The following is a 14,310-nucleotide window of genomic DNA, read 5'->3' on the forward strand; positions in this document are numbered from 1 at the left end:
ACCGCCATGAGCAGCACCGAGCAGACCGTCACGGAACGGCCCGACGGGGCTGTCGGCACCGAGGGCGCCGACAGCACCTACAGCACCTACAGCACCTTTGACGAGTGGCGCATCCGCGTCACCGGCGTGGTCCAGGGCGTCGGCTACCGGCCGTTCGTCTACAAGCTGGCCCGTGAACTCGGCCTCTCCGGCTGGGTTCGCAACGACCCCGAAGGCGTGCTGGTGGAGGCGTCCGGACCGATCGCCGCCCTGGAGGAGTTCGCGGCGGGCCTCAGCGGCCGCGCCCCCGAACTCGCCCGGGTGGACGAGGTCCGGCCGACCCGGGGACTGGACCGCGGCACCGTGCCCGCGGGCCCGTTCACCATCGTGCACAGCGAGCACACCGGAGCCCGGTCCGCGCTGCTCCCGGCGGACACCCACGTATGCGGCGACTGCCAGGCGGAACTTCGCGACCCGAAGGACCGCCGGCACCGCTACCCCTTCATCAACTGCACCAACTGCGGGCCCCGGTACTCCATCATCCAGGACCTGCCGTACGACCGTCCGATGACCACCATGGCCACCTTCACCATGTGCCCGGACTGCAAGAACGAGTACGAGGACCCGATGGACCGGCGCTACCACGCGCAGCCCAACGCGTGCCCGGACTGCGGCCCCCGGCTGCTGCTCCAGGACCGCGAGGGGGGCACGGCCGAAGGGGACGAGGCCCTCCTGCGGGCCGCCCGGGTGCTGGCCGACGGCGGGATCGCGGCCATGAAGAGCGTCGGCGGCTTCCACCTCGTGGTGGACGCGACGAACGCGGAGGCCGTGGCCCTGCTGCGCAGCCGCAAGCGCCGCGACTCCAAGCCGTTCGCGGTGATGGTCCGCGATCTCGCTACGGCACAGAGCCTGGTGGAGCTCTCCGAGGCGGAGATCGACGTCCTGCGCTCGCCGGCCCGGCCCATCCTGCTGGCCCGCAAGCGCGCGGGCTCCCTCCCGGAGTCCGTGGCCCCGCGCAACCCCAACCTGGGGATCATGCTGCCCTCGGCACCCCACCACCACCTGCTGCTGGACGAGCCCGGCCTCGAAGCGCTCGTCGCCACCAGCGGCAACATCTCCGGCTACCCCATCGCCTACCGTAACGAGGAGGCCCTGGAGCAGCTCTTCGAGATCGCGGACGTGATCCTCTACCACGACCGCGACATCGAGATCCGCGTCGACGACTCGGTGGTCCGCCTCTCCGACCACCCCGAACTCGACGAGCCGCTGCTCCAGTTCATCCGGCGGGCCCGCGGCTACGCCCCCTACCCGGTGGACGTCGGCCGCGAGGTGGCCCCCGTGGTCGCCCTCGGCGCCGAACTGAAGACGACCGTCGCCCTCACCAACGGCTCCCAGGTCTTCCTCAGCCAGCACATCGGCGACCTCAAGAACGACGAGACCTTCGCCGCGCACCACCGCACCGCCCGGCACCTGGCGCAGCTGTACGCGCTCAAGCCGGAAGTCACGGCGCACGACATGCACCCGCAGTTCCGCTCCACCCGGGCCGCCCTGGACGACGACGGCACGGGCCCGGCGCTCCCCACCGTGGAAGTCCAGCACCACCACGCCCACATGGCCTCCTGCATGGCGGAGAACCACGTGAGCGGCACCACCCTCGGCGTGATCTTCGACGGCTTCGGCTACGGAGAGGACGGCACGGTGTGGGGCGGGGAGTTCCTCCTCGGGGACTTCGCCGCCTACCGCCGGGTCGGCCGGATGCGCCGGCTGCCGCTGATCGGCGGCGACCAGGCCGTACGCGAACCCATCCGCACCGGGTACGCACTGGCCCTGGACGCCTTCGACGGGGACGGGGACCGGGCCCTGGCGGGCTTCCCCGCCCTCGCCGCCCTCGACGCGCAGCGCCGCCAGGTCTTCGCGACGATGGCGGCCCGCGGGATCAACTCCCCGCCCACCTCCAGCATGGGCCGCCTCTTCGACGGGGCCGCCGCCCTCGCCGGGGTCTGCGGCAAGGCCGAGTACGAGGCCCAGGGCCCGATCGAGCTGGAGGGTCTGCTCGACCGCGACGCCACCCGCGAGCCGCAGGCCTCGTACCGCTTCGGGTCCTACGAGGCGGACGGACTGACCGAGGTGGACCCGCGGCCCGTGATCCGGGCCATGGCCGGGGACATCGCCGCCGGACTGCCCGTGGACCGGATCAGCCGCCGGTTCCACACGGCCGTCGTCGACATGGTCCGCGAGCGCTGCAAGGCCCTGCGGGAGGAGACCGGCGTCAACCAGGTCGCCCTCTCCGGAGGCGTGTTCCTCAACGAGTTCCTGCTCCTCAACTGTCTGACCGGGCTGACCGCCGACGGTTTCGACACCTATGTCCACCGGCTCGTTCCGACCAATGACGGAGGGATCGCCCTCGGCCAGGTCATGGTCGCCGACGCCCGCTCACACCCGAGGAAGTGACGACGTGACCACCCTCACGCCGGACGAGATGTACACCTTCGTCGAGGCGCGCGAATCGGGCGCCCGGACCTACGCCAACGCCTTCGGCAAGCTCCTCGCCGAAGGCCACGGCGCACGCATCCGCGACGGGCACGGCCGCGAGTACCTGGACTGCCTGGCCGCGGCGGGCACCCTCGCCCTGGGGCACAACCACCCCGGCGTCCTGGCCGAGGTGGGGGAGTACCTCACCTCCGGTCAGGTCCAGCAGGCACTGGACCTGACCACCCCGGCCAAGTACGAGTACCTCCGGGCGCTGTACGCCAGGCTGCCGGGCACCATGGCGGACACCTTCAAGACGCAGTTCTGCGGACCGGCGGGCACCGACGCCACCGAAGCCGCCATCAAACTGTTCAAGATCGCCACCGGCCGCCGGACGGTGATCTCCTTCCACGGGGCCTACCACGGGATGACGGCGGGCGCCCTCGCCCTCACCGGCAACCTGGGCGCCAAGGAGTCCGTGCCCTCCCTCATGCCGGACGTCCACCACCTCCCCTATCCCTACGACTACCGCTGCCCCTTCGGTATCGGCGGCGAGGCGGGCATCCGGGCCGGCCTGACCTACATCGAGCGGCTGCTCACCGACCCGGAGAGCGGCATCACCAAACCGGCCGCGGTCTTCGTCGAAGCGGTCCAGGGCGAGGGCGGGGTGATCCCGGCGCCGGCCGCCTGGCTGCGCGGGCTGCGGGAGATCACCGCCCGGCTGGACATCCCGCTGGTCCTGGACGAGATCCAGGCCGGCTTCGGACGCACCGGCACCATGTGGGCCTTCGAGGAGTCCGGGATCGAGCCGGACGCCGTCCTCGTGTCCAAGGCCGCCGGCGGCGGCTTCCCGCTGTCGCTGCTGCTCTACCACGGCAAGTACGACGCCTGGACGCCCGGAGCCCACGCAGGCACCTTCCGCGGCAACCAGATCGCCCTGGTCGCGGGGCTCGCCGCCATGCGGGTCACGGAGTCCGAGGGACTGATCGAGAAGGCCGCCGCCAAGGGCAAGGTGATCGCCGCCCTGCTCGGTCGACTGGCCGCCGGCCACCCCGAGATCGGCCAGGTCCGCGGCCGGGGACTGATGTGGGGGATCGAGATCGTGGACCCCGCGGGCCCGGCCGACCACCTCGGGTCGCTGCCCGCCGACGGAGCCCGGGCCAAGCGCATCAAGCGCGCCTGCCTGGACCACGGGCTGCTGCTGGAGAGCGGCGGCCGGCACGGCGCCGTGCTCCGGCTGCTTCCGCCACTGGTGATCACCGACGAGGAGATCCACGAGATGGCGGCGGCCCTGGAGAAGGCTCTGATCGACTGCGCCTGAGCCGGAGAAGCCGGTTCGGCACGGCAGAGCACGGATCCACGAGGAAGAGGACGAAAACATGGCCACGGGAACGAACAACAGCGGTGAGTGGCGGGTCGACTTCGACGCGGAGGTCGTCTTCAGCAACGGAGGCGCCCTGCAGATGCAGGGGTTCCGCCTGGACATCCCCGGTGACGACATCGCCGACGGGGAACTGGGCGAACTGATCGTCCGCCACCTCGGACTGCTGATGGTCGGCAGTACGAAGATCACCCGCCGGGAGCTGCTCCAGGAGCCCCACAAGGGCTCCCGGAACACCGACTCCCGGAACCCCGGCTCCGCCGGTTCGGGCCGCACCACGACGGACCTGACCGGCCCCGCGACCCGGGCCGCCTGGCCGGCGGGCCCGGGCGGCGCCGCACCGGGCCTGGCCGGCCTGGTGGACCTTCCCGTGGTCATGGTCCGGCTCCTCGGAGCCGGGCAGCCCGTCGCCGACCGGCTGGCACTGGCGCCCTTCGACCTCGCGGGGCACGCCGTGGTCGTGCAGACCGGCCGCGCGGCCGGCCCGTACCTCACCGAGGACGCCGTGGACCTGCTCGCCGGGCAGGGCGCACTCCTCGTCGCCACGGACAGCCGCGAGGGCAACGGGCCGGTGGCGGCGGCGCTCGCCGCCGCCGGTCTGCCCGCCCTCACGGGCCTGACCGGCCTGGAAGCCCTCCCGGCGACCGGGGTCCGACTGCACGCCGTGCCCTTCCCCGGGCAGGACACCTCATTGATCAGGGTCTACGGAGTCACAGATGACCAGCATTGACCAAGCAGGCCTCCCGGAGGCCGGTGCCCCCGCAGGGAACTGGCCGCCGCCACCGTCGGGTCGGTCGTCGAGGCCTACGACTGGACCATCTACGGCATCCTCGCCCCCTACTTCGCCGAGGCACTGTTCCCCGGCACCTCGCCCACCGCCAAACTCATCGCCGCCTACCTCGGCTTCGCCCTCGGCTTCCTGGTCCGGCCGCTGGGCAGCGTGCTCATCGGCCGCCTCACCGACACCCGCGGCCGGCGCTACGGACTGACCCTCACCGTCGGCCTGATCGCCGCCGGCTCCCTGTTCCTGGCCGTCGTACCCGGCTACGCCTCCATCGGCCTGGCGGCTCCGCTCCTGGTGGTCGGGGCCCGGCTGGTGCAGGGGCTGTCGGTCGGGGCGGAGAACCCGAGCGTGGCCGCGTACGTCACCGAGACCGCGCCGGCCGGCCGCCGCTACTTCTACAGCGCCGTCTCCTACGGGGGCGTGGTGCTGGGCAGCGCGCTCTCCTTCATCGTCATGAACGTCCTGCTCGGGGTGTTCGGGGAGAGCGGAGTCGAGGACGGCGCTTGGCGCTTCGGCTTCGTCTTCGGCGGACTGCTCGGGCTGACCGCCCTGTGGATCCGGCGCGGCGCGGCGGAGAGCGCGGTCTTCACGGCCGCCGCGGGCAAGGCCGCGCAGGGAGCGGCCCCGCCCGCGGGAGCGGGGGAAGCGGCGGAGGCGGAGGCGGCGCCGGTGGTGAAGGCGCCGGCCGTGAAGACGCCGAGCCCCTGGCCGGTGCTGCGGGCCCATCTCGGGCGGCTCGCCGTGGTGTTCGCCATCACCTCCGGGGCCACCACCGCCTTCTACTTCGTCACCGTCGACTTCCCCTCGTACGCCGAGAGCGCCGGGGCCGCCACCAAGGAGGAGACCTCCGCCGCACTGCTCCTCGGCATGGTGGCGCTGCTCGCGGCCATGCTCGGCGGCGGCAAGGCCGCAGACCGGTTCGGCGCCCTGCCCGTGCTGCGCCTCGGTTTCGCGGGGCTCGCCCTGGGCAGCGTGCCGCTGCTGCTGGCCATGACCTCCGGACGGGTCCCCGTCCCCGTCGTCACCGTGGTCCTGCTCTTCCTGCTGGGCCTCCCGCTCGCGGTGAGCAACGTCTTCGCGGGGCAGCTGTTCCCGCCCGCCGTGCGCGCCGTCGCCGTCGGGCTGCCCACCGCGGCCGCGATCAGCCTCTTCGGCGGCACGTTCCCGATGCTCGCGGAACTCCTGAGGTCGGCCGGCCACAACGCCTGGCTGCCGTGGTGGCCCGCACTGACCGCCGCGGCGGCGCTGGCCGCCTCATGGGGTGTGAGCGAACACCCCGTGTCCGTAACCCCTCATGCCTGAGAAGGACGCCATGACTGCACTGCTCGAAGGCCTCGACTCGCTGATGCCGGCCCTGGAGGCCGACTACCGCGAGCTGCACACCCACCCCGAACTCGCCTTCCAGGAAAAGCGGACGGCCGCCCTCGTCGCCGAGCGCCTCGCCGCCCAGGGCGGCTGGGAGATCACCACCGGCGTCGGCCGCACCGGCGTCGTCGCCGTCCTGCGCAACGGCGAGGGACCGGTGGCCATGCTCCGCGCCGACATGGACGCGCTGCCCGTCAAGGAGGCCACCGGGCTGCCCTACGCGAGCACCGAGACCGCCACCGACGAATCGGGCGCCGAGGTCCCGGTGATGCACGCCTGCGGCCACGACCTGCACGTGGCCGCGCTGATCGGGTCCTGCGCCCTGTTCGCCCGTAACCTCGGGGCCTGGAGCGGCACCGTCGTCGCCGTCTTCCAGCCGGGGGAGGAGAGCGGCTACGGAGCCCGCGAGATGGTCGAGGACGGCCTCTTCGAGCGCTTCCCGCGCCCCGACGTCATCCTCGGCTCGCACGTGGGCCCCGGCCCGGCCGGGCTCATCGCGACCCTGCCCGGCGTGGTCATGGGCGCCACCGACTCGATCACCGTCAAGCTCTTCGGGCGCGGCGGCCACGGCTCCAAGCCCGAGGCGGCCGTCGACCCCGTGGTGATGGCGGCCTCGCTCGTGCTGCGGCTCCAGACCGTGGTCTCCCGCGAGATCGCCGCCCAGGAACCGGTGGTGGTCACCGTCGGCAAACTGCACGCCGGCACCACCGCCGCGGTCATACCCGACACGGCCGAGCTCGGCATCAACGTGCGCACCAGCTCCGCGCCGGTCCGCGAGAAGGTCCTCGCGGCCATCGAGCGGCTCGCGCGCGCCGAATCGGCCGCCTCGGGCGCGACCGCCGACCCGGAGATCACCTCCGTCTACCACCTGCCGATGACCGTCAACGACACCGCGGCCGCCGAGCGGGTCGCCGACGCCCACCGCGAGCACTTCGGGGCCGGCGCCGTCATGACGATGGGCCCGACCACCGCCAGCGAGGACTTCGGGCTCCTCGCCACCGCCGCCCAAGTCCCCTCGGTGTACTGGTTCTACGGCGGCCTCGACCCGCAGGCCTTCGGCGAGGCCTTCGCGGCCGGCAAGCTGGACGAGCTCCCGCAGAACCACTCCTCCACCTTCGCGCCCGTCGCCGGACCCGCGCTCTCCATCGGCGTCCGCACGATGGCCACGGCGGCACTGCCCTGGCTCGCCAAGGCCTCCACCGCCGGCACCGACACGGGCGAGGGGGGCGAGGCGGCATGAGCACCGACCGGCCGCACATCATCGTCCTGCACCGCTGGCGGGACACCCACGCGCACTACGCCGACTACCTGGACCACGGCGCCGCCCACGTCACCTACGTGAGCACCGGGCTCGGCCGCGCCTCGTTACCCGAGACCGCCGCCGCGGTCGCCACCGTCGCACTGACCGACGACCTGCCCGCCGTCCGCGCGGCCGTCACCGGGCTCGTGGCCCGCTTCGGCGCCCCGGCCCGGCTGATCGCCCTCAACGAGGGGGACCTGGACACGGCCGCGCTGATCCGCGAGGAGTTCGCGATCCCCGGCCAGCACACCGCCGAACTGGCCGTGTTCCGCGACAAGCTGACCATGTGCCGCACGGCCGAGGCCGCGGGCCTGCCGGTCCCGGCCTTCGCCCCCGCTCCCGATCCGGCGGCCGTACTCGCCTTCGGCGCGGCCCACGGCTGGCCGCTGGTCGTCAAACCGCACCGCGGCACCGCCAGCCGGGGCGTGGTCCAGATCGACTCCGCCGCCGAACTGGCCGCGCTGAGCGGGCCGGCCGGGGGCCTCGACGCGGCCCTGGCGGCCGAACCGCACCTCGTCCAGAGCTACGTGGACGGGCCGATCCTGCACATCGACGGCCTGTGGGAAGGCGATTCCCTCGGCAGCTGGACCGTCTCGCGCTACGTGGGCGGCACCTGCGCCGACTTCACCCAGGGCACCTGGCTCGGCTCCGTCGAGGAGGACGACCCCGCGCTCTTGGACGCGGTCGAGGCCTTCGCCGCCGCGGTCGGCCCCGCCCTCGGCGGCTCCCAGCCCTGGGTCTTCCACCTGGAGGCCTTCGTCACCCCGGCTCCGGGCGGCGGACCCGCGCTGGTCTTCCTGGAGTGCGGGGCCCGGGTGGGCGGCGGAGAGATCCCCTTCACCTGGCGCGACGTCCACGGCGTCGACCTGATGGCCGCCGCCGTGGACATCCAGCTCGGCCTGACCCCGGTCCTGCCGCCGCTCAAGACCGGCGAGGTCGGCGGCTACCTGCTGCTCCCGCTCCCGGTCCCCGCCCCCTGCCGGGTCGAAGCGGCCGGCTGGGTACGGGAACCCGCGCCCGGCCGGCTCCCGTACGCCGTCAAGCACACCCCGGTCGGCTCCACCGCTCCTGCGATCAGCGGCTACGAGCACGTCGGCACCCGCTTCCGCTTCCGCGGCGCCACCACCCGGGACGTCGAGGCCGCCATCACCGAGTCCGCGAACTCCTTCCGGCTGACCTGCGTACCGGTCGGCGCCCCGCCCGCCGACGGGGGCTGACCCGCTCGCTGACGGGGCTGACCCGCCCGACCCCCACCGAACCTCTCGTACCTCCTCTCGCACCCCCTGTTCTTCGGGGCGAACCCGCTCCACGCCCCGCATCGGAAAGGAATCCACCGTGGTCGTCATGACCTCCGAACGCCAGCGCGTCATCCTCGTAGGCAGCCGCATACAGCAGTACCGGGAATACGCCCTGGCCTCCCTCGCCCAGCACTACGAGGTCACCCTCGTCGCGCCCGAGGCCCCCACCTGGCAGTCCCGTTACGTGGAGACCCACCGGATCGCCGACACCACGGACGCCGCCAAGCTGTACGCCCCGGTCGCCGATCTGCGCGGCGAGGTCGCCAACGCCGCGATCGTCACCTGGGACGAGTGGTCGCTGGTCGCCGTGTCCTCGGTCGCCAAGAAGCTCGGCATGCGGGCCATGGACCCGGCGGCCGCCAAGATCTGCCGCGACAAGTACGCCACCCGCCAGGCCCTGGAAGCAGCCGGCATGGCCGCCGTCCGCTACGTCCCGGCCACCACCGAGGACGAGGCCGTCGCCGCCGCCGAGTCCATCGGCTTCCCCGTCGTCGTCAAGCCCCGCACCCTCGGCGGCAGCTTCGGCGTGATGATGGCCCGCGACGTGGACGGCCTGCGCCGGGCCTTCCGGCTCGCCTCCACCAGCCGGCTGCGCGGCGCCGGCACCACCGCCTCGGTCCTGATCGAGGAGTTCATCGAGGGCCCCGAACTGAGCGTGGACAGCGTCGTCGTGGACGGTCTGGCCACCCCGGTCTGCGTGGCCCGCAAGCGCCTCGGCGCCCACCCGTACTTCGAGGAAGTCGGGCACCTGGTCACCGACTGGCGCCACGAGCCGTGGGCCGACGCCGTCACCCGGCTGGTCCAGGACTCGCACCGCGCGGCCGGAGTCGACTACGGCGTCACCCACACCGAACTGCGCGTCACCGCGAACGGCCCCCGCCTGATCGAGCTCAACGGCCGCCTCGGCGGCGACCTCATCCCGCACCTGAACAAGCTCGCCACCGGCGTGGACCTGCCGCTGGCCGCCGCCCGGATCGCCTTCGAGGAGACCCCGGACGTCACCCCGACCCGCGCCCTCAGCGCCGAGGTCCGCTTCCTCTACCCGGCCTACGACGGCGCCGTCGACCGCGTCGTCCTGCCCGCCCCCGAGGACGTAGAGGACCTCGCCGAGGCCGTCGCCCTCGTGGAGCCCGGCGACGAGCTGCTGCTCCCGCCCCGCGGCCTGACCCCCCGCTCCGCCGCGCTCGTCGCGGTCAGCGAGACCCCGGCCGGCACCCGCCGCGCCCTGGACCGCGCCGAGGCCCTCTCCCGCACGGAGGTCTCCGGAGTCGCCGCGCACCGGCTCGGCGCCCGTGTCGAGAACGCCGTGACCCGCCGCTTCTTCGACCACGAGCGCACCGCGGCCCGCCAGACCGTCTCCGGAGTCCGGGGCGTGGAGTGGTTCCGCTACGGAGCCGGCGGCGGCGAGGGGCTCAACCGCCCCGTCTTCCTCAGCGAAGCCGACGTCACGGGCCTGGAGAACGACCTGAACGGCCTCTTCGAACTGATCAAGGCGGTGCCCGCCCGGCTCTTCGGCGGCGACCTGCGCGCCTTCGCCACCGCCGTCGGCATGTCGCCCACCCAGGCCGACCTGGTCCTGCGCGGCTCCGTGGACGAGCTCGCCCCGCTCTCCCGCGCCGACCTGTACCGCGAGACCGGCGGCTTCCGCGTCATGGAGCTCAACACCGGCTCCTCGCTGGGCGGCTGGCAGATGGGCGAGTTCGCCCGCGCCCTGATCCAGGACGCCGAGTTCGCCGAGTTCGCGGCCGCCGAGGGCCTGGTCTACCCCGACCCGCTCGCCCGCATCACCGAGGTGCTGCGCCGCCAGGCCCCCTCCCTCGAAGGCATCGATCGGCCGCTGCTGGCGATCACCGACTGGCCCGAGGGCTTCGAGAAGTCCAAGTGCTGGATGGAGTTCGTCGTACCGGCCTTCGAACGGCTCGGCTTCGAGACCGTCGTCTGCCACCTGGGCGACTTCGCCTACGAGGACGGCAACGTCCTCCACCAGGGCCGCAAGGTCGACGTGGTCTACCGGATGTTCCTGCCCGGCGAAATGCCCGACGAGCCCCGCACCTACGACCTCGTCAACCCGCTGCTCGACGCCGTCGAGGCCGGCAAGGTCGAACTGTTCGCCCCGCTCGACTGCGAGCTGTACGGGAACAAGGGCAGCCTCGCGATGCTCAGCGACGAGCGCAACCGCGCCGTCTTCACCGAGGCCGAGCGCGAGCTGATCGACCGGATCCTGCCCTGGACCCGCTTCGTCCGCGACGAGAAGGTCACCTTCGGCGGCGAGAAGATCGACCTGCTGCCCTACGCCATCGCCAACAAGGACCACCTGGTCCTCAAGCCCACCCTGCTCTACGGCGGCGTCGGCGTCACCCCCGGCTGGACCACCGACCAGAAGGAATGGGTCGCCAAGCTCCGCCAGGCCGTCGACGGCCCGTACGTCCTCCAGCACCGCCTCCTGCCGACCACCGAGCGGTTCCTCTCCGAGGACGGCGAGACCTGCGAGGACATGGCCGTCGCCTACGGAACGCTGATGGTCGACGGACGCTACGCCGGCACCCTGGCCCGCGGAGTCACCGACCCGGCCGTCGGCATCGTGAGCATGCTGCGCGGCGCCCAGATCGGCTGCGCGTTCCACGTCGACCCGACCGCCGAGGGAGTGGAAGCGAAGTGACCGACATCGGGAACGGGGCCGCCGAGCCGGTGGAGGAGACGGCGGCCGCGCCACCGGCCGCCGCCGCACCCGCCACGCTCTGGCGGGACCCGGAGTTCCTCAAGTTCTGGTCCGGGGAGGCGATCTCACAGGTCGGGGCCCAGGTCACGACCCTGGCGCTGCCGCTCACCGCGGTGCTGACGCTCGACGCCAGCTCCTCCCAGGTGGGCTTCGTCAACGCGGCCTCCTACGCCCCGTTCCTGATGGTCACCCTCCTGGTCGGCGTCTGGGTCGACCGGGTGCGGCGCAGGCCCCTGATGATCATGGCCAACGTGGGGCGTGCGCTGCTGGTCAGCGCGGTGCCGCTGCTGGCCGTGCTCGACCTGCTCCGCATCGAGCACGTGTACGTCGCCGCGCTGCTCGTGGGCACCCTCACGGTGGTCTTCGACGTCTCCTACCAGTCGTACCTGCCGACCCTGGTCGGCAAGCAGCACCTGGTCGAGGGCAACAGCAAGCTCCAGGGCACCAGTTCGCTGGCCCAGATCGGCGGGCCCGGGCTGGCCGGTCTGCTCGTCGGCTGGGTCACCGCCCCCTACGCCCTGCTGATCAACGGGATCTCGTACCTCGTCTCCGTGCTGACGCTGCTCGCCGTACGGCGCGTCGAGCCGGAGCCGGTGCCCCAGCAGGAGCGGACCGGGATCCGGACCAGCATCGCCGAGGGCATCCGGATCATCTGGGACAGCGCCCACCTGCGGGCCTGCGCCCTCCAGTCCGGGCTGTACAACCTGTGCTGGATGTCCCTCCAGACGGTGTTCGTGCTCTACGCGGCCCGCACGCTCGGCATCTCGCCCGGCGGCATCGGCCTGCTGCTGGGCACCGGGGCGGTCGGCTCGCTGGCCGGCTCGATGGCCGCCCAGTGGCTCAAGCGCAGGACCGGGCTCGGCCCGGCCATCCTGACGGCCCTGCTGCTGTGCTGCCTGGCCCCGGTGGCCATCCCGGCGGCGCCGGCGAACGGCGGGGCCCTTTCGCTGGTCCTGTTCGTCGCCGCGTTCGCCCTGATCGGCGCGGGCGGCACCATCGCCAACATCCACATCATCAGCCTGCGCCAGTCCATGACCCCGGATCAGCTCCTGGGCCGGATGAACGCCGGGTACCGGTTCGTCTCCTGGGGGACGCTCCCGCTCGGCGCCCTGCTGGGCGGCTGGCTCGGCGATCTCATCGGGCTGAGGGAAACGCTCTTCGTCACCGCCGGGCTCTTCCTGACCGCGGTCCTGGTCGTCCTGAAATCGCCGGTGTGGCGGCTGAAGGAGTTCCCGCCCCAGATCGTCGCGCAGCCCCGGAAGGCGGACGCAAGGTGAGCCCCGAACCGCAAGCCGCCGTGCCCGGCGCCCCCGCCGTACCCGGCACCATCGAGAGCCTGCTCGCCCGTCGGACCGGCTGGGGCCGCTCCGACGCGGTGAGCCGGATCCTGGCGGCCGCCGCCGCCCCCGGGGTGCTCTCGATGGCCGGCGGGATCCCGGCCCCCGACAGCTTCCCCGTGGCCCGGCTCGCCGAGGCCACCGACCGGCTGTTCGCCGGGTCGGGCGGGTCTGTGGCACGAGCGCTCCAGTACGCCCCCACGGACGGCATCGGCCCGATGCGCGAGGTGATCGCGGCCCGGGCGAGCGCGACCGGGGCCCCCGTCGGCCCCGACCGGGTGATGGTCACCGCGGGCAGCCAGCAGGGCCTGGACCTCGTCGCCCAGACCCTCATAGACGAGGGCGACGAGGTGGCCCTGGACGACCCGAGCTACCTGGGCGCCGTCCAGGTCTTCCGGCGGGCCGGCGCCCGGCTGCTGCCGGTGCCCGGCGACGCGGACGGGATGCGCACCGACGTACTGGAGCAGCGCCTCCTCGCCGGGGCGCGGCCCAAGCTGGTCTACGTCGTACCGCACTTCCACAACCCCACCGGAGCCGTGCTCTCCGAGGAGCGGCGCCGCCACCTGGCCGCGCTGGCCGAGCGGTTCGGCTTCCTCGTCGTCGAGGACGACCCGTACGGGGACCTGGCCTTCGAGGGGAGCCGGCTGCCGTCCACCGACGTCCACAGCGGGCGGGTGGTCCGGCTGATGAGCCTCTCCAAGACGGTCTGCCCGGGGCTGCGGGTGGCCGGTCTGGTCGCCCCGGCCGAGCTGATCGGGGAGCTGGTCGCCGCCAAGCAGTGCGGGGACCTCCAGACCAACACCTTCGGCCAGTACCTGCTGGCCGATCTGCTGGGGGACCCGGAGTTCCTGCCGGCCCATCTGGCGGGGCTGCGCACGCTGTACGGCGGCCGGGCACGCGCCATGGAGACGTTGCTGCGCGAGCGGTTGCCCTGGCTGGAATTCGAGCGGCCGCGCGGCGGGCTCTTCTTCTGGTGCCGGCTGACCGACCCCCGGGTGGGCTCGGACGCGCTGTACGCGCACGCGCTGGCGCAGGGGGTGGCCATCGTGCCCGGTACGCCCTTCTGCATAGAGGAGGACGGCTCGCGGGTCCTGCGGCTGTCCTTCGCCTCCCTGGACGGCGCGCAGCGCCGAGAAGGGGTGTCGCGGCTGGCCACGGCCTGGGAAAAGGCCCTCGCCGACGGGCCGTGACCCCTGCGCGCACCCGCACCTTCCTTCTTCTTTCTCCGTCCCGTACCGTCCCCACCCCTTAAGGAGCAAGGCCGTGACAACGACGTCGCCCGCACCGGTGACCGCCGAATCCCTGGTGGCCCGGCTGTTCCAGGTGATCGACACCCGCTCGTGGGACCGGCTCGGCGAGGTCTTCGCGCCGGACGCCGTGTACGAACGGCCGGGTTACCCGGCGCTGGAGGGTCTCGACCGGATCCGCCGGTTCTACGAGCACGAACGGATCATCACCTCGGGCGCCCACGAGGTGAGCCAGGTGACCGGGGGCCTCGCCGCGGCCGCCTGCTGGGGGCGGTTCCAGGGCGCCGACAAGGACGGCACGACCCTGGACGAGGCCTTCGCCGACACCTATCTCGTCCGCGACGGCAGGATCGAGCGCCGCAAGACCTTCTTCTACCGTCCGGCGATCTGACCGGTGGCCTCATTCGGGTCGGGTCCGGACCGCCGGGGGG

The 14,310-nt window shown here is 73.0% G+C and carries 10 protein-coding genes; all 10 read left to right on the forward strand.

The features are described 5' to 3' along the window. Positions 1-6 precede the first annotated feature (6 nt). A complete protein-coding gene (gene hypF, locus ACFVX6_RS34645) occupies positions 7-2,430 on the forward strand; it encodes a carbamoyltransferase HypF (RefSeq protein ID WP_389698305.1) in 2,424 nt (807 codons plus the stop codon). Positions 2,431-2,434: 4 nt separating this feature from the next. Continuing rightward, the gene (locus tag ACFVX6_RS34650) at positions 2,435-3,769 is read left to right on the forward strand and encodes a diaminobutyrate--2-oxoglutarate transaminase family protein (protein WP_389698307.1); all 1,335 of its coding nucleotides are present in this window, start codon (positions 2,435-2,437) and stop codon (positions 3,767-3,769) included. A gap of 58 nt (positions 3,770-3,827) precedes the next feature. After that, entirely contained in the window at positions 3,828-4,559 is a 732-nt protein-coding gene (locus tag ACFVX6_RS34655) for a hypothetical protein (protein ID WP_389698309.1), read from the forward strand. A 39-nt stretch (positions 4,560-4,598) separates the two neighbouring features. Then, complete coding sequence (locus tag ACFVX6_RS34660; RefSeq protein ID WP_389698323.1) at positions 4,599-5,915, forward strand: MFS transporter; 1,317 nt, start codon at positions 4,599-4,601, stop codon at positions 5,913-5,915. A gap of 10 nt (positions 5,916-5,925) precedes the next feature. Then, complete coding sequence (locus ACFVX6_RS34665) at positions 5,926-7,218, forward strand: amidohydrolase (protein WP_389698311.1); 1,293 nt, start codon at positions 5,926-5,928, stop codon at positions 7,216-7,218. Further along, positions 7,215-8,495, forward strand: a complete 1,281-nt coding sequence (locus tag ACFVX6_RS34670) for an acetyl-CoA carboxylase biotin carboxylase subunit family protein (protein WP_389698313.1) — start codon at positions 7,215-7,217, stop codon at positions 8,493-8,495. Before ACFVX6_RS34665 ends, ACFVX6_RS34670 begins: the two co-directional genes overlap by 4 nt. A 127-nt stretch (positions 8,496-8,622) precedes the next feature. Beyond that, on the forward strand, positions 8,623-11,235 hold the full coding sequence (locus ACFVX6_RS34675) for an acetyl-CoA carboxylase biotin carboxylase subunit family protein (RefSeq protein WP_389698315.1): 2,613 nt from the start codon (positions 8,623-8,625) through the stop codon (positions 11,233-11,235). Continuing rightward, the gene (locus ACFVX6_RS34680) at positions 11,232-12,572 is read left to right on the forward strand and encodes an MFS transporter (RefSeq protein WP_389698317.1); all 1,341 of its coding nucleotides are present in this window, start codon (positions 11,232-11,234) and stop codon (positions 12,570-12,572) included. Before ACFVX6_RS34675 ends, ACFVX6_RS34680 begins: the two co-directional genes overlap by 4 nt. Next, positions 12,569-13,822, forward strand: coding sequence for a PLP-dependent aminotransferase family protein (locus tag ACFVX6_RS34685; protein ID WP_389698319.1), 1,254 nt, complete (start codon positions 12,569-12,571; stop codon positions 13,820-13,822). The genes ACFVX6_RS34680 and ACFVX6_RS34685 overlap by 4 nt, the downstream gene beginning before the upstream one ends. A gap of 73 nt (positions 13,823-13,895) precedes the next feature. After that, positions 13,896-14,270, forward strand: a complete 375-nt coding sequence (locus tag ACFVX6_RS34690; protein ID WP_389698321.1) for a nuclear transport factor 2 family protein — start codon at positions 13,896-13,898, stop codon at positions 14,268-14,270. Positions 14,271-14,310 lie beyond the last annotated feature (40 nt).

Origin of the sequence: Streptomyces sp. NPDC058289 (assembly GCF_042880975.1) — a bacterium.
Lineage (GTDB): Bacteria > Actinomycetota > Actinomycetes > Streptomycetales > Streptomycetaceae > Streptomyces > Streptomyces stoeckheimensis.